24 protein-coding genes are annotated in these 25,908 nt (G+C 70.4%); 14 read left to right on the top strand and 10 right to left on the bottom strand.

Annotated features, from left to right (window positions below; translation table 11 throughout):
* The first annotated feature begins 84 nt into the window (after window positions 1–84).
* Window positions 85–1,734, top strand: a complete 1,650-nt coding sequence (locus ACOBQB_RS06160) for an AMP-binding protein (protein WP_423589398.1) — start codon at window positions 85–87, stop codon at window positions 1,732–1,734.
* A 211-nt stretch (window positions 1,735–1,945) separates the two neighbouring features.
* On the top strand, window positions 1,946–3,118 hold the full coding sequence (locus tag ACOBQB_RS06155) for an MFS transporter (RefSeq protein ID WP_423590438.1): 1,173 nt from the start codon (window positions 1,946–1,948) through the stop codon (window positions 3,116–3,118).
* A gap of 12 nt (window positions 3,119–3,130) precedes the next feature.
* On the opposite strand, the gene ACOBQB_RS06150 is transcribed toward ACOBQB_RS06155, so the two are convergent.
* Together ACOBQB_RS06150 and ACOBQB_RS06145 are read right to left on the bottom strand one after the other, a co-directional pair.
* Window positions 3,131–3,760: an alpha-ketoglutarate-dependent dioxygenase AlkB gene (locus tag ACOBQB_RS06150; RefSeq protein ID WP_423589397.1), complete on the bottom strand. Its 630-nt coding sequence runs from the start codon at window positions 3,758–3,760 to the stop codon at window positions 3,131–3,133.
* Between the two features lie 62 nt (window positions 3,761–3,822).
* On the bottom strand, window positions 3,823–4,563 hold the full coding sequence (locus ACOBQB_RS06145) for a hypothetical protein (RefSeq protein ID WP_423589395.1): 741 nt from the start codon (window positions 4,561–4,563) through the stop codon (window positions 3,823–3,825).
* Window positions 4,564–4,846: 283 nt separating this feature from the next.
* On the opposite strand from ACOBQB_RS06145, the gene gcl reads away from it, so the two are divergent.
* Window positions 4,847–6,634 (top strand): glyoxylate carboligase, encoded by a 1,788-nt coding sequence (gcl, locus tag ACOBQB_RS06140; RefSeq protein WP_423589393.1) that lies wholly within the window; start codon window positions 4,847–4,849, stop codon window positions 6,632–6,634.
* Between the two features lie 115 nt (window positions 6,635–6,749).
* Complete coding sequence (locus tag ACOBQB_RS06135) at window positions 6,750–7,328, top strand: YdeI/OmpD-associated family protein (protein WP_423590436.1); 579 nt, start codon at window positions 6,750–6,752, stop codon at window positions 7,326–7,328.
* Window positions 7,329–7,707: 379 nt separating this feature from the next.
* Here ACOBQB_RS06135 and ACOBQB_RS06130 read toward each other — a convergent pair whose 3' ends face one another.
* From ACOBQB_RS06130 to ACOBQB_RS06120, 3 genes are all read right to left on the bottom strand, one after another.
* Window positions 7,708–9,165: a catalase gene (locus ACOBQB_RS06130; RefSeq protein ID WP_423589392.1), complete on the bottom strand. Its 1,458-nt coding sequence runs from the start codon at window positions 9,163–9,165 to the stop codon at window positions 7,708–7,710.
* 173 nt (window positions 9,166–9,338) lie between these two features.
* Window positions 9,339–10,253: a 2-hydroxy-3-oxopropionate reductase gene (locus tag ACOBQB_RS06125; RefSeq protein WP_423589390.1), complete on the bottom strand. Its 915-nt coding sequence runs from the start codon at window positions 10,251–10,253 to the stop codon at window positions 9,339–9,341.
* Window positions 10,254–10,305: 52 nt separating this feature from the next.
* On the bottom strand, window positions 10,306–11,145 hold the full coding sequence (locus ACOBQB_RS06120; protein WP_423589389.1) for a TIM barrel protein: 840 nt from the start codon (window positions 11,143–11,145) through the stop codon (window positions 10,306–10,308).
* A 126-nt stretch (window positions 11,146–11,271) separates the two neighbouring features.
* On the opposite strand from ACOBQB_RS06120, the gene ACOBQB_RS06115 reads away from it, so the two are divergent.
* The 9 genes from ACOBQB_RS06115 (at window position 11,272) to ACOBQB_RS06075 (ending at window position 20,198) form a co-directional block, all read left to right on the top strand.
* A complete protein-coding gene (locus tag ACOBQB_RS06115; RefSeq protein ID WP_423589387.1) occupies window positions 11,272–11,559 on the top strand; it encodes a hypothetical protein in 288 nt (95 codons plus the stop codon).
* Window positions 11,556–11,933: a helix-turn-helix domain-containing protein gene (locus ACOBQB_RS06110; protein WP_423589386.1), complete on the top strand. Its 378-nt coding sequence runs from the start codon at window positions 11,556–11,558 to the stop codon at window positions 11,931–11,933. Before ACOBQB_RS06115 ends, ACOBQB_RS06110 begins: the two co-directional genes overlap by 4 nt.
* A 190-nt stretch (window positions 11,934–12,123) precedes the next feature.
* Window positions 12,124–12,645 (top strand): 2-oxo-4-hydroxy-4-carboxy-5-ureidoimidazoline decarboxylase, encoded by a 522-nt coding sequence (uraD, locus tag ACOBQB_RS06105; protein WP_423589385.1) that lies wholly within the window; start codon window positions 12,124–12,126, stop codon window positions 12,643–12,645.
* A complete protein-coding gene (uraH, locus tag ACOBQB_RS06100) occupies window positions 12,642–13,052 on the top strand; it encodes a hydroxyisourate hydrolase (protein WP_423589383.1) in 411 nt (136 codons plus the stop codon). The genes uraD and uraH overlap by 4 nt, the downstream gene beginning before the upstream one ends.
* A gap of 5 nt (window positions 13,053–13,057) precedes the next feature.
* Entirely contained in the window at window positions 13,058–13,990 is a 933-nt protein-coding gene (pucL, locus tag ACOBQB_RS06095; RefSeq protein ID WP_423589382.1) for a factor-independent urate hydroxylase, read from the top strand.
* 64 nt (window positions 13,991–14,054) lie between these two features.
* Complete coding sequence (locus tag ACOBQB_RS06090; RefSeq protein ID WP_423589380.1) at window positions 14,055–15,473, top strand: nucleobase:cation symporter-2 family protein; 1,419 nt, start codon at window positions 14,055–14,057, stop codon at window positions 15,471–15,473.
* A 45-nt stretch (window positions 15,474–15,518) separates the two neighbouring features.
* Window positions 15,519–16,901: an 8-oxoguanine deaminase gene (locus ACOBQB_RS06085; protein ID WP_423589379.1), complete on the top strand. Its 1,383-nt coding sequence runs from the start codon at window positions 15,519–15,521 to the stop codon at window positions 16,899–16,901.
* 363 nt (window positions 16,902–17,264) lie between these two features.
* Window positions 17,265–18,632, top strand: coding sequence for a nucleobase:cation symporter-2 family protein (locus ACOBQB_RS06080; protein WP_423590434.1), 1,368 nt, complete (start codon window positions 17,265–17,267; stop codon window positions 18,630–18,632).
* Window positions 18,633–18,767: 135 nt separating this feature from the next.
* Complete coding sequence (locus ACOBQB_RS06075) at window positions 18,768–20,198, top strand: nucleobase:cation symporter-2 family protein (RefSeq protein ID WP_423589377.1); 1,431 nt, start codon at window positions 18,768–18,770, stop codon at window positions 20,196–20,198.
* Here the strand turns inward: ACOBQB_RS06075 and ACOBQB_RS06070 are convergent.
* The 5 genes from ACOBQB_RS06070 to ACOBQB_RS06050 form a co-directional block, all read right to left on the bottom strand.
* Entirely contained in the window at window positions 20,182–21,069 is an 888-nt protein-coding gene (locus ACOBQB_RS06070; RefSeq protein WP_423589375.1) for an NAD(P)-binding domain-containing protein, read from the bottom strand. The two genes, ACOBQB_RS06075 and ACOBQB_RS06070, sit on opposite strands and share 17 nt — an antisense overlap.
* 108 nt (window positions 21,070–21,177) lie before the next feature.
* On the bottom strand, window positions 21,178–22,086 hold the full coding sequence (locus tag ACOBQB_RS06065; protein WP_423589373.1) for a hypothetical protein: 909 nt from the start codon (window positions 22,084–22,086) through the stop codon (window positions 21,178–21,180).
* Window positions 22,087–22,345: 259 nt separating this feature from the next.
* A complete protein-coding gene (locus ACOBQB_RS06060) occupies window positions 22,346–23,197 on the bottom strand; it encodes a chitosanase (protein ID WP_423589371.1) in 852 nt (283 codons plus the stop codon).
* An 83-nt stretch (window positions 23,198–23,280) separates the two neighbouring features.
* A complete protein-coding gene (locus ACOBQB_RS06055) occupies window positions 23,281–24,549 on the bottom strand; it encodes an MFS transporter (protein ID WP_423589370.1) in 1,269 nt (422 codons plus the stop codon).
* Complete coding sequence (locus ACOBQB_RS06050; RefSeq protein WP_423589368.1) at window positions 24,546–25,085, bottom strand: ArsR/SmtB family transcription factor; 540 nt, start codon at window positions 25,083–25,085, stop codon at window positions 24,546–24,548. Before ACOBQB_RS06050 ends, ACOBQB_RS06055 begins: the two co-directional genes overlap by 4 nt.
* A 173-nt stretch (window positions 25,086–25,258) precedes the next feature.
* Between ACOBQB_RS06050 and ACOBQB_RS06045 the strand changes: the two genes are divergently transcribed.
* Window positions 25,259–25,906, top strand: coding sequence for a DUF4360 domain-containing protein (locus ACOBQB_RS06045; protein WP_423589367.1), 648 nt, complete (start codon window positions 25,259–25,261; stop codon window positions 25,904–25,906).
* Window positions 25,907–25,908: the final 2 nt, after the last annotated feature.

Genomic DNA, 25,908 nt, shown 5'->3' with positions numbered 1-25,908 from the left:
GGAGGGCGGACGGGCACGCGAAGCCGCCGCCGTGATCGCGTACGGGGGTAGGCGGCGAGGGATCAGCGGGGCATCCTTGACGTCATGTGGCAGAAGGCGGACACGGGGCGCGCCCAGGCGGCCGGTACGGCTGAACTCTCGTACGCCCATGGCATCGGGGAGAGCCCTCTCCTCGGCGACACCATCGGCCGCAACCTCGACCGGGCCGTCGCCGCCTGGCCCGGCCGCGACGCCCTCGTGGACGTCGCCGCGGGCACCCGGTGGACGTACGCGGAGTTCGGCGCCGCCGTCGAGCGGCTGGCGCGCGGCTTCCTCGGCTCCGGGGTGGCCAAGGGCGACCGGGTCGGGATCTGGGCGGTGAACTGCGCGGAGTGGGTGCTCGTGCAGTACGCCACCGCGCGCATCGGCGCGATCATGGTGAACATCAACCCCGCCTACCGGGCCCACGAGTTGGAGTTCGTACTCAATCAGGCGGGCGTCTCGCTCCTGGTCGCCTCACGGGCCCACAAGAGCAGCGACTACCGCGCGCTCGTCGACGAGGTGCGGCCCCGCTGCCGCGAACTGCGCGCCGTCCACTACATCGAGGACGGCTCCTGGGACGCGCTGATCGAAGCCGCCGCGTCGGTCACGGCCGACGAACTGGCCGCCCGCGAGGCGGAGTTGAGCTGCGACGACCCGGTGAACATCCAGTACACCTCGGGCACCACGGGCTTCCCCAAGGGTGCCACGCTCTCCCACCACAACATCCTCAACAACGGCTACTGGGTGGGCCGCACGGTCGGCTACACCGAGCGGGACCGCGTCTGCCTGCCCGTCCCCTTCTACCACTGCTTCGGCATGGTGATGGGCAACCTCGGCGCCACCTCGCACGGCGCGTGCGTCGTCATCCCCGCGCCGTCCTTCGACCCGGAAGCCACGCTGCGCGCCGTCGAGCGGGAGCGCTGCACCTCGCTGTACGGCGTACCGACGATGTTCATCGCGGAGCTGAACCTCCCCGACTTCGCGTCGTACGACCTGAGTTCACTGCGCACCGGCATCATGGCGGGCTCGCCCTGCCCGGTGGAGGTGATGAAGCGCGTGGTCGCCGAGATGCACATGCGCGAGGTCTCCATCTGCTACGGCATGACCGAGACGTCGCCCGTCTCCACCCAGACGCGCCGCGACGACGACCTGGAGCGCCGCACCGGCACGGTCGGCCGCGTCCTGCCGCACATCGAGGTGAAGGTCGTCGACCCGGCAACCGGCATCACCCTGCCGCGCGGCGCCTCCGGCGAGCTGTGCACCCGCGGCTACAGCGTGATGCTCGGCTACTGGAACGAGCCCGAGCGGACCGCCGAGGTCATCGACTCCGGCCGTTGGATGCACACCGGTGACCTGGCCGTCATGCGCGAGGACGGGTACGTACAGATCGTCGGCCGCATCAAGGACATGATCATCAGGGGCGGCGAGAACATCTACCCGCGCGAGATCGAGGAGTTCCTGTACGGCCACCCCAAGATCGCCGACGTCCAGGTGGTGGGCGTGCCCGACGAGCGGTACGGAGAGGTGCCGCTGGCCTGCGTCATCCTGCGGGGCCCCGACGACACGCTGACACTGGAGGAGCTCCGGGCCTACTGCGAGGGGCGGTTGGCGCACTACAAGGTGCCCGCCGGGCTGCGCGTCCTGGAGTTCTTCCCGATGACGGTCTCGGGCAAGGTGCGCAAGATCGAACTCAGGGAGCGGTACGGGGAGTGACGTCCGCTGGGGCGTCCGCCGTGAGGTCCGCTGAGGCGCGGGCATGTCCCGGCCAAAACCGGTTGTGCCGCGGCGGGCGGGCAGCGATCGTGTGCCGGTGATCGAGAAAGCGACCGGCCGCGGTGCGCGGCGCGACGCGCACCCGGCCCCGGGCCCGCGGACCCACTCGGCGGCGGGCCCCGGTGACGCACCGGCCGGCCTCGGGCGCGGCATGGTGCTGCTGCTCGCCGTGGTGTGCGGCGCGGCCGTCGGCAACGTCTACTTCCCGCAGGCAGCCAGCCCGCTGGTCGCCGAGGGGCTGCACGTGTCGGCTGACACCGCCACCCTGGTGGTCACGGCGTCCCAGTTCGGCTACGCGGGCGGCATCTTCCTCCTCGTACCGCTCGGCGACCGCATCCCCTACCGGCCGCTCATCGTCGCGCTGCTCTCGCTCACCGGGCTCGGCCTGCTCGGCGCGGGGCTGGCGCCGGGCCCGGTGCCGCTCGTCGCCGCGAGCGTCCTCGTCGGCGTCACCACCGTCATCGCCCCGATCGTCGCGCCCATGGCCGCCGGGCTGGTCCCCGACGACCGGCGCGGCGCCGTCACCGGCACCCTGCTCAGCGGCTCCATCGGCGGCATGCTGCTCTCCCGCACCTTCGGCGGCAGCCTCGGCGAGTGGCTGGGCTGGCGCGCCCCCTATCTGATGTCCGCGGCCGTCGCCCTGCTCATCGCGCTCGTCCTCTCCCGCGCGCTGCCAAGGACCGCCGCCCCCTCGCGGCAGAGCTATCCGGTGCTGCTCGGCGCGTCGCTCCGGCTGCTGCGCACCGAGCCGGAGCTGCGGCGCTCCGGCTTCTACCAGGCGATGCTCTTCGGCGCGTTCTCCGCGCTGTGGACCGGCGTCGCCCTCCTGCTCACCGGCCCCACGTACGGGCTGGGGGCCTCGGCGGTCGGGCTGCTCGCCCTGGTCAACGCCGGGACCATGATCAGTACGCCGGTCGCGGGGCGCCAGGTGGACCGGCGCGGCCCCGACGCGGTCAACCTCGCCGCCGCCCTCGCGGTCCTCGCGGCGGCGGCCGTCCTCCTGTTCGGCGGTGTCGGCGGGACGGTGGGGCTCGTGGCGCTGGCCGTGGGGTCGCTGCTGCTCGACGTCGCGATGCAGTCGGGCATGATCGCCAATCAGGTGCGGATCTTCGCGCTGAGCGACGCGGCGCGCGCCCGGCTCAACACGGCGTACATGACGTGCGGCTACCTCGGCGGCGGCATCGGCTCCTGGCTCGGCGCGCGCTCCTACGGGACCTTCGGCTGGCGGGGGGTCTGCGGGCTCGTCGCGGTACTGGCCGCGCTGGCCCTGGCCCGCCATCTGCCGCACCTGAGGCCCGGCGCCTCCCGCGCTTCCCGGGCCTGAGAGGGGCAGCGCTCAGCGCACTCCCCGCGGGCGGAACTGGATGCTGATGCGGCCTCCGGTGGCCCGGGCCGACTTGGGGACGGCGTGTTCCCAGGTCCGCTGGCAGGAGCCGCCCATCACGATCAGGTCGCCGTGCCCGAGCGGGTGGCGGACGGTCGCGCCGCCGCGTCGGGGGCGCAGCAGCAGGTCGCGAGGGGCCCCCACGGAGAGGATGGCGACCATCGTGTTCTCGCGGGCGCCCCGGCCGATGCGGTCGCCGTGCCACGCCACGCTGTCGCGCCCGTCGCGGTAGTGGCACAGGCCGGCCGTCGCGAACTCCTCGCCGAGTTCGGCGGCGTAGTGCTCGGACAGTGCCCGCCGCGCCTCGTCGAGGACGGGGTGCGGCAGCGGTTCACCGGCGCGGTAGAAGGCGAGCAGGCGCGGCACGTCCACGACCCTCTCGTACATCTGCCGGCGCTCGGCCTGCCACGGGACGTCCGCGGCGAGGCGTTCGAAGAGGGCGTCGGCGCCGGTGAGCCAGCCCGGCAGGAGGTCGATCCACGCCCCGTCGCCGAGGACCGTCCTGCGGATTCCGGCCAAGGGGCGCAGCCGCGGTTCGTCGCCCTGGTCGAAGAGTGACCCTTGGAGCTGGTGCCGTGCCATGACACCAGCGTAACCCCGTTCGAATGTGTGTACTAATTCCGCTTCCATCGCCCCCGCAGGCCTCAGGCGTCGTACGCGACGAGCGCCTCCGCCGCGCCGTTCACCGGCCGCGGTGCCCCGGCGCGGGCCATCTCGAACAGCGGTACACGGAGCGTGTCCGCGCGGGCGCGGGCCTCGTCGGTGTATCCGGCCAGGCAGAAGAAGGCGCAGGCGACGGGGGTGTCGCCCGCCGCTGTCATCGCGGTGAGCCACAGGCATTCGACGGCGCGGGCCGCGGTGCGCCGCGGGCCGGAGTCGACCTCGGCCAGCATCCCGCGCGCGGTGATCCGTGCCCCCGAGGGCGGGCGCCGCGCGGCGCTGCGGGTGTCGGGGTAGCCGAGCCACCGCAGGTACAGCGCGGCCACGGACACAGCGTCGCGGGCGTCCCGGACCATGACCGGCCGGAAGGCGGGCCGCCAAAGGCGCGGCGCGGCGCGCGGCAGGGGATCGGGGGCCGGGGTGGCCGGTGCCGCACGCCCCGGGGGCCCCGGCGCTCTCGGTATCGGGATGACCGCGAGGCGCAGGACGGCCCCGCAGGCGCAGTCCAGTTCCGGCTGCGGCCACTGGCACCGGCGGCCGCAGGTCCAGCAGCGGACGGTGACCCACTCGTCCGCCCAGCTCCGGTCGGTGACCGGCGTCGGCGGCGCACCGCGCGCCATCGGCGGGGTGAGCGGGGCGCCGCACGCGCAGGGCAGGGAAGGGGGCGCGTACCGATGTTCGCGCCGGCAGCCCGGGCACCGCACCGGCATGCCGCCGTCCGTCATGGTCCTCACCGCCCGCCGCGCCGTGCCGTCGCGCCTGCCGGGGTGCGGCCCGCACCCCTCACGCCGTCTCCTGCCATCCTCCACGCCCGCGGCCCGCCCCGGGGCCGGATCGCGGACGACTCTTGACGGTCTCCGGCCCACGCCCTTACATTGCTTCCATATAGCAGAACATTCTTTCCACAATGCGGAAACAGAAGCTCACCGCGGGGCGCGACGGGAGCCGGATCCGCCAGCCGTATCCGGCAGCCGAAAGCTGTCGTAGCTGTCGAAGCAGGAGAACCCCATGGCTCGTATGACCGCTGCCCGCGCGGCAGTTGAGATCCTCAAGCGCGAGGGCGTCGTCAACGCGTTCGGTGTGCCGGGCGCCGCGATCAACCCCTTCTACAAGGCGCTCAAGGAGGGCGGTGGCATCGACCACACCCTCGCGCGCCACGTCGAGGGCGCCTCGCACATGGCCGAGGGCTACACCCGGTCGAAGCCGGGCAACATCGGCGTCTGCATCGGCACGTCGGGCCCCGCGGGCACCGACATGATCACCGGTCTGTACTCCGCGACGGGCGACTCCATCCCGATCCTGTGCATCACCGGGCAGGCGCCGACGCACCTCCTGCACAAGGAGGACTTCCAGGCCGTCGACATCGCGACGATCGCCAAACCGGTCACCAAGATGGCCGTGACCGTCCTGGAGGCCGCGCAGGTCCCCGGCATCTTCCAGCAGGCCTTCCACCTGATGCGCTCGGGCCGCCCGGGTCCGGTCCTCGTCGACCTGCCCATCGACGTCCAGCAGACCGAGATCGAGTTCGACCCGGAGACGTACGAGCCGCTGCCGGTCTACAAGCCCGCCGCGACCCGCGCCCAGATCGAGAAGGCGATCCGCTTCCTCGTCGAGTCCGAGCGCCCGCTGATCGTCGCGGGCGGCGGCATCATCAACGCCGACGCCTCCGACCTCCTGGTCGAGTTCGCCGAGCTCACCAACACCCCGGTCGTGCCGACCCTGATGGGCTGGGGCACCATCCCCGACGACCACGACCTGAACGCCGGCATGGTCGGCCAGCAGACCGGCCACCGCTATGGCAACGCGACGTTCCTGGAGTCGGACTTCGTCCTCGGCATCGGCAACCGCTGGGCCAACCGCCACACCGGCTACAAGCTGGACGTGTACACCCGGGGCCGCAAGTTCGTCCACGTCGACATCGAGCCGACCCAGATCGGCAAGATCTTCGCCCCCGACTACGGCATCGCCTCCGACGCGAAGGCGGCGCTGGAGCTGTTCGTCGAGGTCGCGAAGGAGCTGAAGGCCGCGGGCGAGCTGCCCGACCGCTCGGAGTGGGTCGCCTCCCACCTCAAGCGCAAGGAGACCCTCCAGCGCCGCACGCACTTCGACAACGTGCCCATGAAGCCGCAGCGCGTCTACGAGGAGATGAACAAGGCCTTCGGCCCCGAGACGCGCTACGTCACCACGATCGGCCTCTCGCAGATCGCCGGCGCCCAGATGCTGCACGTCTACAAGCCGCGCCACTGGATCAACTGCGGCCAGGCGGGCCCGCTCGGCTGGACCATCCCGGCCGCGCTCGGCGCCGCCAAGGCCGACCCGGAGAGCCCGGTCGTCGCCCTCTCCGGCGACTACGACTTCCAGTTCATGATCGAGGAGCTGGCGGTCGGCGCGCAGCACCGCATCCCGTATGTCCACGTCCTGGTCAACAACGCCTACCTCGGCCTGATCCGCCAGGCGCAGATCGGCCTGGAGATCAACTTCCAGGTCAACCTGGAGTTCGAGAACCAGAACTCCCCGGAGCTCGGCGTCTACGGCGTGGACCACGTCAAGGTCGCCGAGGGCCTCGGCTGCAAGGCGATCCGCGTCACCGAGCCCGACGAGCTGCTGCCGGCGCTTGAGCAGGCCAAGAAGCTCGCGGCCGAGTACCGCGTGCCGGTGGTCGTCGAGGCGATCCTGGAGCGCATCACGAACATCTCGATGAGCCCGACCGCCGACATCAGCGACGTCAAGGAGTTCGAGGAGATCGCGACGGAGCCGGGCCACGCGCCGACGGCGATCCGTCCGCTGAAGGTCTGAGACCGCGGCTGACATGACCGGGGCGGTCCACCCGAGGGGGGTGGACCGCCCCTTCGCCGTGCCCGGCCAATCTCCTGCGAACGCACACGTGTTCCCGTAGCGTGGCCTGATGGAAATGGACTCACCGGACGGCCTGAAGGTCGTGTTCTGCGCCGACGAACCGCGGTTGGCGGCCTGGCTGGACGAGCACCACGGCGACTCCCCGGGGATCTGGGTGAAGCTCGCCAAGAAGGGCTCGGGCGTGGCCTCGGTGACGGCCGCGGAGGTCAACGACGTGGCGCTCTGCTACGGCTGGATCACCGGCCACCGCACGTCGTACGACGACGTCCACTACCTGCAGAAGATCACCCGGCGCCGCCCGCGCAGCCTGTGGTCGAAGGTGAACATCGGCCGGGTCGCGGAACTGACCGCCGAGGGCCGCATGTGCGAACCGGGCCTCGCGGAAGTCGCCGCCGCGCGGGCGGACGGGCGCTGGGACGCGGCGTACGAGTCGCAGCGCAACGCCACGGTGCCGGACGACCTGACGGCCGCGCTGGCGGCGAGTCCGGCGGCGCGGCGGACGTTCGACGGCCTCACCAGGTCCCAGCGCTACACGGTGCTGCACCGCCTGATGACGGCGAGGACGGCCGCCACGCGAGCGGCCCGCCTGGAGCGGATGATCGCGACCCTGGAATCCGGCGACAAGGTGAGCTGAGCTCCCCACGCGAAAGAGCGCCGGGTACGGGACCGTCCGTACCCGGCGCTCTGGCCGTGCGACATGTGAAGTGGTGCCCGCCCGACGGCGCGCGACTGGCGAAACATGCATACGTGCTGCCGGGCGGAGTCCGTGGACCCCGTGCGAGGGGTCGGGACCGCGGCGGATGCGATGGACCGTCGGTTCCCCTCCCTCAGGTCGAGAGAGGAGCCGTCGGACCTTGACCACCGCACTGGCTCGCAGAGCCGCCGCGGACCGCGCCCGCCCGCCCGCGTCACGTACCACCCCTCATCCGGGTCCGTGACGGCGGCGCGGGCTCAGCACCGGTGGGTCGACCTCCCGTCAACCCACCGGCGCAGCCTGGGAGTTACTCGCTCGCTCAGTCCTCGCGCAGGGCGCGGACAGCCTCCTCGACGCGCTTGCCGTAGTCGGCGTCGGCGGCGTGGAAGTGGGCGAGGTTCTTCTCGATGACGTCGTCGCGGGAGACCTGCGAGAGGCCACCGGCGATGTTCGCCACCAGACGCGACTTCTCGTCCTCGGACATCAGGCGGTAGAGCTCGCCGGCCTGGAAGAAGTCGTCGTCCTTGGTGTGGGTCGGGGCGGCGTGCGTGCCTGTGTAGCCGGCGATCGCGAGCGGCGCCGACAGCGGCTGGCCGGTCTCGGCCGGGCCGTCGTAGGAGTTGGGCTCGTAGTTCTTGCGGTCGCGGCCGTACGCGTTGGACGCCATGAGGCCGTCACGCCCGTAGTTGTCGGCCTTGGCCGCCTTGGGGGCGTTGACCGCGAGCTGGGTGTGGTTGACGCCCAGGCGGTAGCGGTGCGCGTCCGCGTAGGCGAACAGACGGCCCTGGAGCATCTTGTCGGGCGAGGGGCCGATGCCCGGCACGAAGTTGTTCGGGGAGAACGCGGCCTGCTCGACCTCGGCGAAGACGTTGTCCGGGTTGCGGTCGAGGACCAGGCGGCCGACGCGCTGGAGCGGGTAGTCCTTGTGCGGCCACACCTTGGTGAGGTCGAACGGGTTGAAGCGGTAGTCCGCCGCCTCGGACGCGGGCATGATCTGCACGTGCAGCGTCCAGGACGGGTTCACGCCCCGCTCGATGGCCTGGAGCAGGTCGGTCTGGTGCGAGTTCGCGTCCTTGCCCGCGATCTCGGCGGCCTGCTCGCTGGAGAGGCAGCGGATGCCCTGGTTCGTCTTGAAGTGGTACTTGACGAAGAAGGCCTCGCCCTTGGCGTTCGTCCACTGGTAGGTGTGCGAGCCGTAGCCGTTCATGTGGCGGTACGAGGCGGGGATGCCGCGGTCGCCCATCAGCCAGGTGATCTGGTGCGTGGCCTCGGGGGCGTGCGCCCAGAAGTCCCAGACGTTGTCCGGCTCCTGCTTGCCCGTGAAGGGGTCGCGCTTCTGGGAGTGGATGAAGTCGGGGAACTTCAGCGGGTCCTTGATGAAGAACACCGGGGTGTTGTTGCCGACGAGGTCGTAGTTGCCCTCTTCGGTGTAGAACTTCACCGCGAAACCGCGCGGGTCACGGACCGCGTCCGCGCCGCCGAGGTTGTCGGCCACGGTCGAGAAGCGCAGGAACAGCTCGGTGCGCTTGCCGATCTCGCTGAGGAAGTCGGCGTGCGTGAAGCCGGTGACGTCGTCCGTCACCTCGAAGTAGCCGTACGCGCCGGAGCCCCGGGCGTGCACGACACGCTCCGGGATGCGCTCACGGTTGAAGCGGGCGAGCTTCTCCAGCAGGTGCTGGTCCTGGAGGAGGATCGGGCCACCGACGCCGGCGGTGGCGGAGTTCTGGTTGTCGGCGACGGGGGCGCCGGACTCGGTCGTAAGCACGCGCTTCGACATCGTGACCTTCCGTGCTGTGACTGCTGAGGTGTTCGGAGCGTAAGGACCCCTGAACTGCTACGTCAACAGTTTGTTGAAGTTGATGACGGGGTTCCGGGCCGCGGCGGCGCCTGGGCGCGACAGGACAGGTGTCAGCGCCGCCGCGGCCCGGAAGTCTTGGGAGAGCCCGGTGACTAGAGCTCGGCGCCCGACAGGCGCTCGACGGAGCGCAGCAGGGCGGAGTGGTCGAGACCGCCGTCGCCCTGCGCGCGCAGGGAGGCGACCAGCTGGGCGACGACAGCGCCGACCGGCAGGGCGGCGCCGACGTTGCGGGCGGCGTCGGTGACGATGCCCATGTCCTTGTGGTGCAGGTCGATCCGGAAGCCGGGCTTGAAGTCCCGGTTCAGGAAGTTGTCCTTCTTGCGGGTCAGCACGGTCGAGCCGGCGAGACCGCCGTTGAGGACGTCGAGGGCGGCGTTCAGGTCCACGCCGGACTTCTCCAGGAAGACCACGGCCTCGGCGCACGCCTGGATGTTGACGGCGACGATCAGCTGGTTGGCGGCCTTCACGGTCTGACCGGAGCCGTGCGGACCGCACAGCACGATGGTCTTGCCGAGGGCCTCCAGAAGCGGCTTGGCCTCGTCGAAGTCGGCCTGCTCACCGCCGACCATGATGGACAGGACGGCCTCGATGGCGCCCGCCTCGCCGCCGGAGACCGGGGCGTCCAGGACGCGCAGGCCCTTCTCCTTGGCGGCCTTGGCGAGGTCCACGGAGGTCTGCGGGGTGATCGAGGACATGTCGACGATCAGCGCGCCCGCCCTGGCGTTCTCCAGGATGCCGTCGGGGCCGTACGCGATGGCCTCGACCTGCGGCGACGCGGGCACCATCGTGACGACCACGTCGGCGTCCTTGACGGCCTCCGCGATGGACTTCGCGGCGGTGCCGCCGGCGGCCGAGAGCCGGTCCAGCTTGTCCTGCTCAAGGGTGAAGCCGGTGACGGAGTAACCCGCCTTGATCAGGTTCTCGGACATGGGGGAGCCCATGATGCCGAGTCCGATCCACGCGACCGCCGGGCGGGCAGGGTGGGAGGAATCTGCGAGGGTGCTCATGAGGGTGCCTCTCTGACTGCTCTGAAGCTTTCGTACGTCTATGGGTTGGCGCTCAGCGCGCGGCGCGGGCCTCGGCGGGCAGCCAGCCGAAGGACTCCTCGCTGGGGCGCTCGCCCGCCTTGTACTCCAGGCCGACCCAGCCCTCGTAGCCGGTGTCCCGCAGCTGGTCGAGCAGGGCCTCCAGCGGCAGGGAACCCGTGCCGGGGGCGCCGCGGCCGGGGTTGTCCGCGATCTGCACGTGCCCGGTCTTCGCGGCGAACCGCTCGATGACCGCGGGCAGGTCCTCGCCGTTCATGGACAGGTGGTAGAGGTCCATGAGGAACTTCGCGTTGCCGAGGCCGGTCGCGGCGTTCACCTTGTCGACGATCTCGATCGCCTTGGGCGCGCTCACGATGGGGCACTTCGGCGACTCGGGGGCGTTGAGCGCCTCGATCAGCAGGATCGCGCCGACGCGGTCCGCCTCGCGGGCGGCCAGCACCAGGTTCTCCAGGGCGAGTTCGTCCTGGAGAGCAGGGTCCACGCCGTCGACGCGGTTGCCGTACAGCGCGTTGAGCGCCGTGCAGCCGAGCGACTCGGCGAAGTCCGCCGCCACCGCGAGGTTCGCGCGGAACTTCTCGCTCTCCTCGCCGGGGATCGACAGGGCGCCGCGGTCGGGGCCGGGCAGCTGTCCGGCGTAGAAGTTCAGGCCCACCAACTTGACGCCCGCGTCCTCGATCGCCTTTTTCAGGGCGTCGAGCTCGGACTGCTCGGGGGTGGGGGCGTCGACCCAGGGCCACCACAGCTCGACCGCGCCGAAGCCGGCCTTCGCGGCGGCCGCGGGGCGCTCCAGGAGCGGGAGCTCGGTGAAGAGGATCGACAGGTTCACATTGAAGCGCTGGTCGGAGTATCCCATGGGGCTTCCGCGCTCCTTCCGTATTGCGGAAGTTCATTTCTGCTTGATGGAAGAGTGCCTTCGATCTGCGGAAGCTGTCAAGAGGGGGCTGCCGAAAAATCCCGACGCGGCAGTAGGTTGGGCCGCGTGCGATTGAGAGTGGAGTTCACGACCGAACCCTTCGATCTCGACGAGGCCCCGCAGCATGCGCTGGTGGCCCGCGAGGTCATCCAGGGGGCCCCGCTGGACGCGGTCGACGTAGGCCCGTTCGGCAATACCGCCGAGGGCGACGTCGACGCGGTCCTGACCGCCGTCGACGCGATGCTGCGCCAGTCCCTGGGGGCGGGCGCCACCCGGGTCTCGCTCCAGGTCAACGTCATCGGGGAGCCGGGCCTGCCGGGCGGCCGGGGCCTGCCGGGGGAGGCGGATAAGTGACCGGCTTCGGGGACGACCCCTTCGTCACCGCGGTCAAGCCGCTGGTGGACGCCATGGGCGGCGAGATGATGCCGCCGGACCAGGCCGGGGCCGATGACGTGGTCCTGGCCTGGGAGGGCGAGGACGTGGTGGCGGTGCGCCTGCCGCAGCTCGCCGACTCGCTGGACCACATCCTGCTCGCCCTGGAGCGCAAGCGGGGCAAGCCGCTCTCGGAGCTGGACCGCAAGGCGAAGCAGGAGGTCGTGCGGATACTGGAGGCGCGCGGCGCGTTCGCCGTCCGGCATGGCGTGGAGACGGTGGCGGGCGCCCTGGGCGTCTCCCGCTTCACTGTCTACAACTACCTGAACCGGGAAAACGCCGCGAAGGGGGAATGACGCCGGGGGGAATGGCGATTCCCTTACGCTGCGCGTTCGAGCCGTCACCCGTATCGCCGGGTGGCGGCTTCTTTGTTCAAGTTATTTCAACAAAGTGTTGACGCTGCGTTGTTGAAGGTCTTAGCTGTTCCGCAGCCCGTCCAGCACAAGGCCACGGAGGCTTCCCGTGACTTCGAGTACGCAGCGTTCTGTGGGGGAAACCCCCACACCCCCCACGGGGATCGCCCGGTTCAACGCCTTGCCGGAGGCCACGGCCACCGTCGCCCTCCACGAGGCCTGTGCCTCTTCGGCCTGGGGGAGCAAGCTCCTCTCCCGGCGCCCCTACGCCACCGCCGAAGAACTCTTCGCCGCGAGCGACGCCGCCATGGCCGAGCTGACCGCGGACGACCTGGCCGAGGCGATGGCGGGGCACCCGCCGATCGGCCGCCCGAAGCCCGGGGACCCGACCTCCTCCCGCGAACAGCGGGGCATGGCCGGCGCCTCCGAGGAACTCAAGGCCGAGATGCTCGAACTGAACCTGGCGTACCAGGAGAGGTTCGGCCACGTCTTCCTGATCTGCGCCACCGGCCGCACCGGTGAGCAGATGCGGGACGCGGTCAAGGAACGGATCGGCAACTCGCCCGAGCAGGAGCGGGAAATCGTCCGCACCGAACTGGGCAAGATCAACCGCATCCGTCTGACCCGCCTCCTGGAAGAGGAAGAGACCGCATGAGCACCGAAACGACCGCGTCAGTGTCCACGCACATCCTGGACACCAGCGTCGGACGCCCCGCGGAGGGCGTCGCCATCGCACTCTCCGCCCGCAGCGGCCCGGACGCGCGGTGGCAGACGCTCGGCGGCAGCGCGACCGACGCGGACGGGCGTTGCAAGGACCTGCCGGCGCTGCCGGAGGGCACCACCCACGTACGCCTCGACTTCGAGACCGAGCCGTACTTCCTGACCAAGCAGAACAACCAGCAAGCCGAGGCGCAGCAGGACGCCCCCGCGAATCGGGACAGCGGTGCGACCGGAGCGTTCTTCCCGGAGGTGGCGATCACGTTCGCCGTCACGCCGGGCGAGCACTACCACGTACCGCTGCTGCTCAACCCGTTCGGCTACTCCGTTTACCGAGGGAGCTAGCAGACATGCCCACCATTCTGGGACAGAACCAGTACGGCAAGGCTGAGAACCGGGTCGTAAAGATCACGCGGGACGGCGACACCCACCACATCAAGGACCTGAACGTCTCCGTCGCCCTCTCCGGCGACCTGGACGACGTCCACTACAACGGCTCGAACGCCAACTGCCTGCCGACGGACACGACGAAGAACACCTGCTTCGCGTTCGCCAAGGAGTACGGCATCGAGTCCGCCGAGCAGTACGGCATCCACCTCGCCCGGCACTTCGTGGACAGCCAGCCCTCGATCCACCGCGCGCGGATCCGCATCGAGGAGTACTCCTGGGAGCGCATCGGCGGCTCCGACAGCAACGCCAAGTTCATCGGCGCCGACGAGGTCAAGCACTCCTTCGTCCGCAAGGGCCAGGAGACGCGGCTGGCCCAGATCACTTATGACGGCCAGGAGTTCGAGGTCCTCTCGGGACTGAAGGACCTGACCGTGATGAACTCCACGAACTCCGAGTTCTGGGGCTACATCAAGGACAAGTACACGACGCTCCAGGAGGACTACGACCGTATCCTCGCCACCTCCCTGTCCACCTGGTGGCGGCACAACTGGACCAGCGACGAGCAGCGCATGCCGAACTGGGAGCGGTCGTACGAGCAGGCGAAGAAGCACATCCTGCACGCCTTCGTGGAGACCTACTCGCTCTCCCTCCAGCAGACGCTGTACCAGATGGGTTCGCGGGTCATCAACAACCGCAGCGAGATCGACGAGATCCGCTTCTCCGCGCCCAACAAGCACCACTTCCGTCAGGACCTCTCGGCCTTCGGCCTCGACAACGAGGCGAAGGACGGAGCCGTCTACTACGCCGCCGACCGTCCCTACGGCCTCATCGAGGCCACCATCCTGCGGGACGGCGTCGAGCCGAAGATCCCGGTCGACATGACCAACCTCTGACGCGGGACGCGCGCCCCCGCCCCACCGCAGTGGGCGGGGGCGCGCCACACCGGAGGGAACAGCAATGGCACAGCCTGCAAAGGGGCCGGCAGAAGGCCCGTGTTCCACCCCACCCGTAGGTGACGAAGGCTCAACTCCCGACTGTCACCCGGTGGATGAGAAGCTCCACCCCTCGCGGCTCGTCCCCGCCGCGCTCCAGCACATCGCCGCCATGTACGCGGGTGTGGTCACCCCTCCGCTCATCATCGGCCAGGCCTGCGGCCTGGACACGGTGGCCCAGACCCGGCTGATCGCCGCCGGACTGCTGATCGCCGGTCTCGCCACCATCCTGCAGACCCTCGGCGTCAAGGGATTCGTCGGCAACCGCCTGCCGTTCGTGAACGCCGCCTCCTCGGCCGGCATCGCACCGATCCTCGCCATCGCCGAGACCAACGCCAAGGGCGACCAACTCCCCGCGATCTACGGCGCGGTGATGGTCGCGGGCGTCTTCTGCCTCGCCGTCGGCCCCTTCTTCGGCAAGCTGCTGCGCTTCTTCCCGCCGCTGGTCACCGGCGTCGTCATCACCCTCATCGGCGTCACGCTGATGCCCGTGCCCGTCAAGTGGGCGCAAGGGGGCGACGACACCGACCCGACGTTCGGCGACATGAAGTACCTCGCGCTCGCCGCCTTCACGCTCGTCGTCATCCTGATGTTCCAGCGCTTCGCGCGCGGCTTCCTCAAGCAAGTCGCCCTGCTGGCAGGCATGTTCATCGGCACGCTGGCCGCGATCCCGTTCGGCATGGCGGACTTCACCTCCGTGCAGTCCGCGCCGCTGGCCGCGCTGCCCACGCCGTTCGCCGCCGGAGCCCCGGTCTTCCAGCCCGCCGCCATCCTCTCGCTCTGCATCGTCATGCTGGTCCTGATGACCGAGTCGGCGGCCGGCATGCTCGCCCTCGGCGAGATCTGCGAGCGCAAGACCGACGGGAAGACCATCACCCGGGGCCTGCGCACCGACGGCATCGCCACGCTCGTCGGCCCCGTCTTCGGCGGCTTCCCGACCTCCGCCTTCGCCCAGAACGTCGGCGTCGTCTCGCTCACCCGGGTCCGCAGCCGCTACGTCGTCGCCGTCGCGGGCGCCGCGCTCATCGTCCTCGGCGCCTTCCCGGTCCTCGGCGCGGTCGTCAACGTGGTCCCCATGCCGGTCCTCGGCGGCGCGGGCATCGTGCTCTTCGGCTCCATCGCGGTCAGCGGCATCCGTACGCTCTCCGAGGCGGGCCTGGACGACAGCTCCAACATCATCCTGGTGGCCGTGTCGCTCGGGGCGGGCATCATCCCGCTCGCCGCGCCCACCTTCTACGCCCAGTTCCCCGCGTGGGCACAGACCGTCCTCGGCTCCGGCATCAGCGCCGGGGCGCTCGTCGCGGTCGCGCTCAACCTGTTCTTCCACCATCTCGGCACCCGCGGCAGCGCGCAGAGCGCGGCCGCGGCACTCAAATCTTCCTAGGGTCATGCCGTGCCCTCATCGCCACTCACCCAGTAAGGAAGCACCATGGCAGCATCGGCAGACCGCATCGTCATCGAGAACGTCGCCATCGCGACCGTCGACGCCCAGGACACCGAGTACGCCTCGGGCCACATCGTCGTCGCGGGCAACAAGATCGAGTCCATCGGCGCGGGCAAGGCGCCCGAGGGCCTGGAGAACGTCGTACGCCGTGTCGACGGCACCGGCCACCTCGCCACGCCCGGCCTGGTCAACACCCACCACCACTTCTACCAGTGGATCACCCGGGGCCTGGCCACCGACCACAACCTCTTCAACTGGCTGGTGGCGCTGTACCCGACGTGGGCGCGCATCGACGAGCAGATGACGTACGCGGCGGCGCAGGGCTCCCTCGGCATGATGGCCCGCGGCGGTGTCACCACCGCCATGGATCACCACTACGTCTTCCCCAAGGGCTCCGGCGACCTCTCCGGGTCGATCATCCGCGCCGCCTCCGAGATGGGCGTGCGCTTCACCCTGGCCCGCGGCTCCATGGACCGCAGCGAGAAGGACGGCGGCCTGCCGCCGGACTTCGCCGTGGAGACCCTGGAGGGCGCGCTCGCCGCGACCGAGGAGACCGTCAAGAAGCACCACGACGCCTCCTTCGACGCGATGACGCAGGTGGCCGTGGCCCCCTGCTCGCCGTTCTCCGTGTCGACCGAACTCATGAAGCAGGGCGCCGAGTTGGCCCGCCGCCTGGGGGTACGTCTGCACACCCACGGCAGCGAGACGGTCGAGGAGGAGAAGTTCTGCCACGACCTGTTCGGCATGGGCCCCACCGACTACTTCGAGTCGACCGGCTGGCTCGGTGAGGACGTGTGGATGGCGCACTGCGTCCACATGAACGACTCCGACATCGCCGCGTTCGCCCGCACCGGTACGGGAGTGGCGCACTGCCCCTCCTCCAACGCGCGCCTCGCGGCCGGCATCGCCCGCGTCCCCGACATGCTGAAGGCGGGCGTCCCCGTCGGCCTCGGCGTCGACGGCACCGCCTCCAACGAGTCCGGCGAGCTCCACACCGAGCTGCGCAACGCCCTGCTGATCAACCGCCTCGGCGCCCACAAGGAAGCCGCGCTCAACGCCCGCCAGGCGCTGCGGCTCGGCACGTACGGCGGAGCCCAGGTCCTCGGCCGGGCCACGCAGATCGGCTCCCTGGAGGCCGGCAAGCTCGCCGACCTCGTCCTGTGGAAGATCGACGGCATCGGGCACGCCTCGATCGCCGACCCGGTGACCGCCATCGTCTTCGGCGCGGCGGCCCCGGTCACCCTCTCCCTCGTCAACGGCAGGCCGGTCGTCGAGAACGGCCGCCTGCTGCACGCCGACGAGGACGCCATCGCCCGCTCCACGCGGGACGAGGCGCAGCGCCTCGCGCGGATCGCCGCCGGGAGCTGAACCCAAGAACTCCGGTCAGGGGGGACGGCCCTTGACCGGACTTGAGCAGCCGAGCGGGCTGCTCAAGTGCCGCCCCGGGAACGTGGCCCAAAGCTTCACGTTCCCGGGGCGGTCAGTACTACCTGGGCGCGTTTCCACAACCGAATACCGAGCAAGTCCTTGCACCACGCACCACCCCCCACCTCCCAGAAGCGAAAAGTGCCGGCGCCCAGCCGGGGCTGGAAAACAACCGGAGGAGCCACCGTGGCCACTCAGCCCAGGTTCACCAAGCAAGGCACCACCCCAGAGTCGTCCGAGGGCGACGGCGAAGCCGCCATACCCCCGGCCGTCCATCCGGTCGACGAGAAGCTCCCGCCCCTGAAGATGGCGACGACCGGTCTTCAGCACGTGGCGGCCATGTACGCGGGTGTCGTCGCCCCGCCGCTCATCGTCGGCGCCGCCGTCGGCCTCTCCGCGAAGGAACTCACCTTCCTGACCGGTGCGTGTCTGTTCACCGCGGGGCTGGCGACCTTCCTCCAGACGCTCGGCATCTGGAAGATCGGCGCCCGCCTGCCGTTCGTCAACGGCGTCACCTTCGCCGGCGTCGCGCCGATGCTCGCCGTCGTCGACTCGACGAACGACAAGGACGACGCGCTCCCCATCATCTTCGGCGCGGTCATCGTCGCCGGTGTGCTCGGCTTCATCGCGGCGCCGTTCTTCTCCAAGATGGTGCGGTTCTTCCCGCCCGTGGTCACCGGTACGGTTATCACCCTCATCGGCATCTCGCTCATGCCGGTCGCCTTCGGCTGGGCCCAGGGCCCGGTGCCGGGAGCCGACGACTACGGCTCGACGAAGAACCTCGCCCTCGCCGGCATCACGCTCGTCATCGTGCTGCTGCTGCGCCGCTTCACCACCGGCTTCGTCAAGCAGATCGCTGTCCTGCTCGGCCTGGTCGTCGGCACGCTCGTCGCGATCCCGTTCGGCGTCACCGACTTCAGCCCGGTCGGCGAGGCGGACATCGTCGGCTTCCCGACGCCGTTCCACTTCGGCGCCCCGCAGTTCGCGGCCGCCGCCATCGTCTCGCTGTGTGTGGTCATGGTCGTCTCGATGACGGAGTCGACGGCCGACATGCTCGCCCTCGGTGAGATCGTCGGCCGCCCCGCCGACGAGAAGACCATCGCGGCGGGCCTGCGCGCCGACTGCCTCGGCTCGGCGGTCAGCCCGCTCTTCAACGGCTTCATGTGCAGCGCCTTCGCGCAGAACATCGGCCTGGTCGCGATGACGAAGATCCGCAGCCGGTTCGTGGTCGCCGCGGGCGGCGGCTTCCTCGTCCTGATGGGCCTGTGCCCGATGGCGGCCTCGCTGATCGCGGTCGTGCCGCGCCCGGTGCTCGGCGGCGCGGGCGTCGTGCTCTTCGGCTCGGTCGCGGCGAGCGGCATCCAGACGCTGGTCAAGGCGAACCTGGAGCGCGACAACAACGTCCTGATCGTGGCGGTCTCGCTGGCCGTCGGCCTGATCCCGATCGCGGCGCCGGAGTTCTACCACGCGTTCCCGGAGACCGCGAAGATCATCCTCGACTCGGGCATCTCGACGGGCTGTGTGGCCGCCGTGCTCCTGAACCTCGTCTTCAACCACATCGGCAAGGGCCGCGACGACGACGAGGTGACGGCGCCGATGGAGCCGGGCGGGGAGATCGCGCAGCAGCGTACGCACTCCTCGGCCACGGGGTCTTCCGCAGCCGGGGTGCACTGACGTACCGTCGTGGCGCCGCCACCCGTATGGCGGAAGTTACTTTCCAGTCGGGTCCGGTCGGCCTCTGCCGTGTCTCGTGAACTCCCGCGGCACGGGGCCGACTTCCGGCGTCACGCAACGGAAGAAGCGCCACCCATGAGTTCTGAAGCGAAGGCCCCCGACGCGCGGGCGGCCGGCCCCGAGGTCCACCCCGTCGACGAGATCCTGCCGCCCGGCCGCATGCTCGTCGCGAGCCTCCAGCACGTCGCCTCCATGTACGCCGGCGCGGTCTCCGTTCCGCTCGTGGTGGCCGTCGCGGCAAAGATGTCACCGGCGGACACGGCCGTACTCATGGGCGGCAGCCTGCTGATGGCGGGCATCGCGACCCTCCTTCAGACCCTCGGCATCGGCACCTTCATCGGCTCGAAGCTGCCCTTCGTCAACGGCGTCTCGTTCGCGGGCGTCGGCGTGATGCTGACGATCATCGCCACGCGGGGCGGCGTCGAGGCGGGCATGCCGATCGTCTTCGGGGCGATCATCGTCTCAAGTGTCTTCGGCTTCCTGGTCAGTTCGTACTTCTCGCGGCTCGTCCGCTTCTTCCCGCCGGTCGTGACGGGCTCGGTCATCACGCTCATCGGCGTCTCCCTCATCCCGGTCGCGTACGACTGGATCGTGGACGACTCCACGACCGGCACCCCGGAGCCGAAGAGCATCGGCCTCGCGGGCGCCACGGTCCTCGTCATGCTCCTGCTTCAGCGCTTCACGCGCGGCTTCCTCAAGCAGATCAGCATGCTCTTCGCGATGATCTTCGGCACGCTGCTCGCGATTCCGATGGGCCTCGCCGACTTCTCGAAGCTGGAGGGCGCGGACCCCGTCGGCATCCCGTCTCCGCTGCACTTCGGCGCCCCGGAGTTCAACCTCCCGGCGATCATCTCGATGTGCGTCGTCATGCTGGTGATCCTCACCGAGTCCACCGCCGACATGATCGCCCTCGGCAAGATCGTCGAACGGGACGTCGACGAGAAGACCATCGCCCGCGGCCTGCGCGCCGACGCCCTCGGCTCGGCGCTCAGTCCCCTCTTCAACGCCTTCCACGCCAGCGCCTTCGCGCAGAACATCGGCCTGGTCGTGATCTCCAAGGTGCGCAGCCGCTTCGTCGTCGCGCTCAGCGGCGCCATCCTCGTGCTGATCGGCCTCAGCCCGGCCGCGGCGGCCCTCATCTCCGTCGTCCCGATGCCGGTCCTGGCCGCCGTCAGCCTCTTCCTCTTCGGCTCCATCGCGGTCAGCGGCATCCAGACGCTGCTCCAGGCGGACCTGCACCGGGGCGACAACGCCCTGATCGTCGTCGTCACCCTCGGCGCGGGTCTCGCCCCCGCCCTCTCGGACGGCTTCTACGACGCGTTCCCCGCCTGGGCCCAGATCGTCCTCGGCTCCGGCATCTCCACGGGTTGCCTGCTGGCCGTGGCCCTCAACCTGGTCTTCAACCACCAGGGTACGAAGCCGAGTTCGGACCCCATCGCCCCGGCTTCGGCCCCGGCCCCGGCTCCGGCGGATGCGGCCCCGGCGGCGGTCACCCGTTCACCCTGAGCCGCCGCACCGCCTCGGGCGCCGCGAACAGCGTCCGCCCCTGCGCGATCTGCTCCTCCAGGTCCGCGCCCGACCGCTCGAAGTAATCGGCCCGCACCCCCGCGTCCCGCGCCGCCTGCGCCATGTTGCGCGCACCGGCGAGCACGACGTCGAGGCCCTGCGCGAAGCCGGGGGCGGCTCCCGACTCCCGGTCGGCGTCCACGTCGGCCGCGAGCGGGGGCAGCATCTGGAGCATGCTGCTCAGCCACGGGACGAGCAGCTCGGTGACCCCGCTCGCGCTGCCCTCCTTCTGCGACGTGGCCAGGGCGACCGCGTGGAAGAAGCCGTGGAACATCATGTCCATCGCGCTGAGCAGCGCCAAGTCGTACAGCGAGGCGAGCCCCGCGTCGGTGCCCAGGTACCGCGCCGCGCCCATCGCTTCCAACGTCCCTCGGTGCGCCGTGACATGCCGCTCCCGGCCGCTGTAGAGCACGAACGCCTGCGGGGTCGCGATGGTCGAGGGGATCGCCATGATCCCGCCGTCCAGATAGTCCGCGCCGAGCCCCTCGGCCCAGGACTCGGCGCGGCGGGCCTGATCCGGCGTGCTGTTGGCGAGGTTGACCAGGGCCCGCCCGCGCAGGGCTCCGGCTGCGGGCTCCAGGACGGTGTACGTGGTGTCGTGGTCCAGCAGGCAGGCGATGACCAAAGGCGAGGCGAGAACGGCCTCCTGGGCCGATGCGGCCCGCACGACTCCGCGCGCCACGAGCGCGTCGCCTTTGGCCGCGCTGCGGTTCCAGACGGTGGTGGGGTGCCCGGCGGCGAGCAGGGCCCCGGCCAGCGCCTGCCCCATCTCGCCGAGCCCGATGACGCTGACGGCCGGCTTGCTGCTCATGAATGATCCTGTACGGGTGGGTGAAGGGGAACCCCTTCACCCTTGAACAGCCCGTCACGCCTCACAAGTACGCACTGATTAGTGCGTGCTCACCCGGAGGCGAGTGCCCTAGCGGCTTCCGCACAGCTTCGCGGAGTTGACCGCGCCGCCCGTGTTCTCGTCGTCCGTACCGAGGAGGGCGGTGCGGGAGTTCGGTACGCACTCCACGGCCTCGATCTTGTGGCCCTTGAACTTCCGCAGGACGTCGGGGGACTTGCTGACGCTCAGGCGGACCTTGCCGGTGCGGGTGACGGACACCGTGCCCGCGTCGCTGACCGCCGAGTCGAACGGTCCGTCGTCGCCCGGGTCCGACGCCGAGCTGATCAGGAGACGGCCCGATGCCGTGACCGAGATGTCCGAGGCATGGCGGACAGGGCCGCCCGGCCAGGGGGCGCGGTAGCGGGCGGTGGTGACGGGGCCGAAGTCGGCCTCGCCGTACTTGTTGAAGGCGAAGGGGGCGGCGCGCAGTGTCGAGGGGCGGTCCTTGCCCGCGCCCCGGTCGGCCCAGACGGCGGCCATCTTGCCGGGCTTCGAGGTCAGCGCGAAGCTCTCGTAGTCGTCGCCGTCGGCGATCGCCGGGAGCGGGGAGGTGTCCAGGACCTCGACCCGGGTGCCGGCCGTCTTGAGGTGGTAGACAAGGCCGCGGCTGGCGAGGGCCACGTACTCGCCGGGGGCGCCCGGCACCGCCTCGATGGCCTCCAGGTCGATGGGCTCGCTGCCGCCGGTCCAGGCCAGCGGCTCGACGGCGGCGGAACGGCCCGGGCGGTAGGTGAGCGCGGCGACGCGGTTCTGGCCGGGCTTCTTGTTGTCGCGTACGACCAGCGCGTGCGTGGTGCCGTGCGTACGGCCGCTGAACGCGAGGCCGCTGACGCCGGAGGTGATGTCGGCGCCGACCTGTTGCCAGCCGCCGCCCGCGGCGGGGGCCGTGGCGGCCCCCGCTGTGACGAGTGCGGCGGTGGCGGCGGTCAGCACGGTCATGCGAAGGAACATGGATCTCTCATCTCGGTGCGCGCCGACGCGCGAGGACGCGCGTAGACGGGAGTTGGCCGGGACCGTATCCATCCCCGCCCACCTGAGGCAAGAGGTGCGTGAGGTGCGTGAGGGGCGTGCATGAGGTGCGTGAGGGGCGTGTGTGAGGGGCGTGTGTGAGGTAAGTGTCGCGCGTGAGAGTGCGCTCCGTCGCGCGGGACGCGTGGGCGCCCCGCGTGACGGCGCAGGACCGAAGGGGGGCTGCCCGTCAGCCGATGCGGTACGGGTCCCCGTACACCTTCCACTCCAGCGGCGTGTCCAGGTTGAGGTTCCGCTTCTTCAGGAACACGCGCTGCGCGGTGTCGACGCGGCTGGTGTCCTCGTGGGCCTCCTCCTGCTTCATCGCCCAGACGCGCGCGTCCAGGAAGGCGTTGAGGTACGTCACCTCGTCGCCGCCCTGCGCCGGGGTCTTCGCCGAACGCAGCGCGCGCTTGCGGATGTTGCGGAAGCTGGTGGAGTCGCTGCCGTCGCCGTGCATGACGATCGCGTCGTAGTAGCAGAACTGGCCGAGGACGCCGATGCCGTCCGTCTTGCCCTGCTTGACCGCGGGGTTGAAGTAGACGCGGTCGCGCTCGTCGTTCTGCGCCTTCTGGAACGCCGGGTCCTCGGCGGCCTTCTCCCAGTCCCTCGTGAAGGTCGGGTCGAGACCCTCGTGCGAGTCCGTGCCGTCGACCTCGCGCAGCGCGGGCAGGTACTTCGCGAGGACGTTGCCGGGCTTGCGCCGGGTGTAGAGCTCGACGAGGTCCAGCATGTCGCCGGTGCCGGAACAGAAACCGATGATGCCCGCGGTGTAGCCGCGGCCGTCGTCGATGTCCTCGATGTAGCGGTAGTACTTCTTCCATTCGAGGCTGGAGTTCTCGGCGCTGCACACGAGCTTCATGGCGATCTCCTTCTTCGCCGGATCGTCGAGCCCGCCGGCCCGCAGCGGGGACGCCGTGGCGGAGCCCGTCTGCGAGGCGATGACCGGGCCGGCCACGACCGAGGCGCCGATGAAGGCGAGCAGGGTGCGGCGGGAGGTGAGGGGACGCGGGCGTATGTGAGGGGAGTGGGGGGTCTGCACGAGGGCCTCCTGAAGGGGGAGTTCGTCGTTCCGCGTACTGTTAGGAAGGTTTCCTACCAGTGTTTCGGTGTGACGTATACCCGTCAAGACGTGGCGCGTGCGGATCCGTCGGCGGTGCCTGCCGGGGCGGCGGCACGCAGCGCCGCCTCGACCCGGCGGTTGCTGGTCATGGACGCCGTGACGGCCGTCATCACCAGGAGGAGGCCGGCGGCGGCGTAGAGCGGGGTACGGATGTCGTAGGCGGTGGCCAGCCAGCCGCCGAGGAAGGCCCCGAGGGGGGCGGCGCACATGGCCAGCATGCGGGAGGTGGAGGCGACCCGGCCCATGAGGCGGGCCGGGACGATCGCCTGCCGGAGGGAGGGCGCGAGCACCATCGTGGCGCCCATACCGGCCCCGCAGAGGGCGAGCGCCAGCCCGGCCACGTACGGGTTCGGGGCAGCGGCGAGGCCCAGGATGGCAAGCCCTTCGACCGCGGCCGTGCAGGTCAGTGCGGTGCCGGTGCCGAGTCGGCGGCCGAGGCGGGAGGCGATGCCCGCGCCGAGCAGACCGCCGGTGGCCTCCGCTGTGAGGAGCAGGCCGAAGCCGTAGGTGTCGATGCCGAGGCGGTCGTGCGCGAAGAGGGCGAGGACGGTCTCCACGGCGAGGAAGGCGACGTTCCCGACCGCCGGGCGGAGCGCGAGCCCGAGCAGCAACCGGTCCCGGAATACGTACGAGGCCCCGGCCCGTGCCTGCACAAGCAGCGACTCGCGGACCTCCGGCACGGGCGGGGGTATGGCGGGCAGCGTCTGTACGAGCAGTGCGGAGACCATGAACGACACCGCGTCGGCGAGCAGCGGAACGGCCCGCCCGAGCGCGAGCAGCGCACTGCCCGCAGGCGGCCCCGCGAAGCCGGACATGGCGGTCTGAGCACCGCGCAGGCGGGAGTTGGCGCGCTCAAGGAGCGCGGGGTCGCGGCTGAGCAGATCCGGCAGATAGGCCGTGGCGGCCGTGTCGAAGAAGAGTCCACCGAGGCCGAGCAGGAAGGCGACGGCCGCGAGCAGCGGAATGCTCAAGCCGTCGAGCGCGGCCGCTGCCGCCGGTATCGCGAGCAGCGCCGCACGCGCCGCGTCCGTGACCCACATGGTGCGCCGACGGTCCCAGCGGTCCACCAGCGCACCGCCGAGCACCCCGAAGAGCAGCCACGGCAGCGTCCCGGCGGCTGTGACGACGGCGAGCGCCATCGGATCCCGCGTCAGCGTCAGCGCGAGCAGCGGCAGCGCGGCATGCGACACTCCGTCACCGAGCGAGGACACCGTCTGCGCGGTCCACAGCCGTCCGAACCCGGTCGGCAACTTCCGGAGGCCTGAGGTCACTTGGCGCCCCCCTCGGCCTGCTGGCGCGGTGCCGGGTGGAACAGTGCGAAGACGAGTGACGCGTCCGGCAGCGACGGATCGGACAGCTCCCGGTACTCGTCCGCCAGTGCCTGAAGCCGCGCCCCCAGCTGCGCGAACTGCTCCTCGGTGAGCCGCAGATGCGCCATCCGTACGTGCCGCTCGGCCTCCGCCGGCGATGCCTCCAGGTCCGCCACCGCATGCCGCATCAGCACATCCGGCCCTCCCTCGCCCGGATCCGGCAGCACGATCGACCGCGCGGCCATCGCGTAGTACCGCTCGGTGACACCCCGCACCTTCCGCGTCCGTACCACCTTCACCAGGCCGGCCCGCTCCAGCAGCCGCACGTGATAGCTGGAACTCCCCTTCGCGAGGCCCACCCGCTCGGCGATCTGGGTGATTGTCGCAGGCTCGAAGCGGAGCACGGCCATGATCCGGTGGCGCGTCAGATTGGAGACGGCGCGCAGCTGTTCGTCCGTGGTGACGTGAAACGTCTCGGGAAGATCATCGATAGGCACGCAGACAATGGTCAACGACTCTTGACCATTAGGCAAGGGAATTTCGCACAGGCTCCCAACGCATATGGCCGGACATCGCTCTGGCTACGGAACCCCCTGGTCCGTACGCTCCCCCTGGCTCACGCATCACAGCACTTCTCCAACCCCCCTCCTTCGCAATGGAACGGAGAATCATGGCTGGTGCACTGCTGCTGTCCGGCGCCGTCGCGGCGCTGCTCGGCTCGACGCTTCCCGCGCACGACACGACGGGCATCCTGGAGCCGCCCCCGGACAAGATCGTGATCGAGGTCGCCACGGTGAACGGTTCGGGCTGCCCCCTCGGGACCGCCGCCGTGGCCGTCTCCGCCGACAACACCGCCTTCACGGTCACCTACAGCGACTACCTCGCCCAGGCGGGCGCCGGCGCCGACCCCACCGCGTTCCGCAAGAACTGCCAGCTCAACCTCATCGTGCACGTCCCGCACGGCTTCACCTACGCCATCGCGAGCGTGGATTACCGCGGCTACGCCTCGCTCCAGCCGGGTGCCAAGGGCATCGAGAAGGCCTCGTACTACTTCCAGGGCTCCCCGAGCACGGCCTCGAAGACCCATGAGTTCAAGGGCGCCTACAACGACAACTGGCAGGCCACGGACTCCACGGACTGGGCGCAGCTCGTCTGGGCGCCCTGCGGGGAGCGGCGGAACTTCAACATCAACACCGAGCTGCGCGTCGACGCGGGCACCTCGGACCCCGCGAAGGCCAGCTTCATGACGATGGACTCCACGGACGGCGACATCAGCACCGTCTACCACATGGCGTGGAAGGAGTGTCCGCGCCGCTGAGC

The sequence above is a fragment of the Streptomyces sp. G5(2025) genome (assembly GCF_049542075.1).
Lineage (GTDB): Bacteria > Actinomycetota > Actinomycetes > Streptomycetales > Streptomycetaceae > Streptomyces.
This window is presented reverse-complemented; position numbering and strand designations above follow the sequence as displayed.

Coding starts and splice junctions, on each gene's coding strand:
- ACOBQB_RS06160 (WP_423589398.1), top strand. CDS start 85: ATGTGGCAGAAGGCGGACACGGGGCGCGCCCAGGCGGCCGGTACGGCT.
- ACOBQB_RS06155 (WP_423590438.1), top strand. CDS start 1,946: ATGGTGCTGCTGCTCGCCGTGGTGTGCGGCGCGGCCGTCGGCAACGTC.
- ACOBQB_RS06150 (WP_423589397.1), bottom strand. CDS start 3,760: ATGGCACGGCACCAGCTCCAAGGGTCACTCTTCGACCAGGGCGACGAA.
- ACOBQB_RS06145 (WP_423589395.1), bottom strand. CDS start 4,563: ATGACGGACGGCGGCATGCCGGTGCGGTGCCCGGGCTGCCGGCGCGAA.
- gcl (WP_423589393.1), top strand. CDS start 4,847: ATGGCTCGTATGACCGCTGCCCGCGCGGCAGTTGAGATCCTCAAGCGC.
- ACOBQB_RS06135 (WP_423590436.1), top strand. CDS start 6,750: ATGGACTCACCGGACGGCCTGAAGGTCGTGTTCTGCGCCGACGAACCG.
- ACOBQB_RS06130 (WP_423589392.1), bottom strand. CDS start 9,165: ATGTCGAAGCGCGTGCTTACGACCGAGTCCGGCGCCCCCGTCGCCGAC.
- ACOBQB_RS06125 (WP_423589390.1), bottom strand. CDS start 10,253: ATGAGCACCCTCGCAGATTCCTCCCACCCTGCCCGCCCGGCGGTCGCG.
- ACOBQB_RS06120 (WP_423589389.1), bottom strand. CDS start 11,145: ATGGGATACTCCGACCAGCGCTTCAATGTGAACCTGTCGATCCTCTTC.
- uraH (WP_423589383.1), top strand. CDS start 12,642: ATGAGCACCGAAACGACCGCGTCAGTGTCCACGCACATCCTGGACACC.
- pucL (WP_423589382.1), top strand. CDS start 13,058: ATGCCCACCATTCTGGGACAGAACCAGTACGGCAAGGCTGAGAACCGG.
- ACOBQB_RS06090 (WP_423589380.1), top strand. CDS start 14,055: ATGGCACAGCCTGCAAAGGGGCCGGCAGAAGGCCCGTGTTCCACCCCA.
- ACOBQB_RS06085 (WP_423589379.1), top strand. CDS start 15,519: ATGGCAGCATCGGCAGACCGCATCGTCATCGAGAACGTCGCCATCGCG.
- ACOBQB_RS06080 (WP_423590434.1), top strand. CDS start 17,265: ATGGCGACGACCGGTCTTCAGCACGTGGCGGCCATGTACGCGGGTGTC.
- ACOBQB_RS06075 (WP_423589377.1), top strand. CDS start 18,768: ATGAGTTCTGAAGCGAAGGCCCCCGACGCGCGGGCGGCCGGCCCCGAG.
- ACOBQB_RS06070 (WP_423589375.1), bottom strand. CDS start 21,069: ATGAGCAGCAAGCCGGCCGTCAGCGTCATCGGGCTCGGCGAGATGGGG.
- ACOBQB_RS06065 (WP_423589373.1), bottom strand. CDS start 22,086: ATGACCGTGCTGACCGCCGCCACCGCCGCACTCGTCACAGCGGGGGCC.
- ACOBQB_RS06045 (WP_423589367.1), top strand. CDS start 25,259: ATGGCTGGTGCACTGCTGCTGTCCGGCGCCGTCGCGGCGCTGCTCGGC.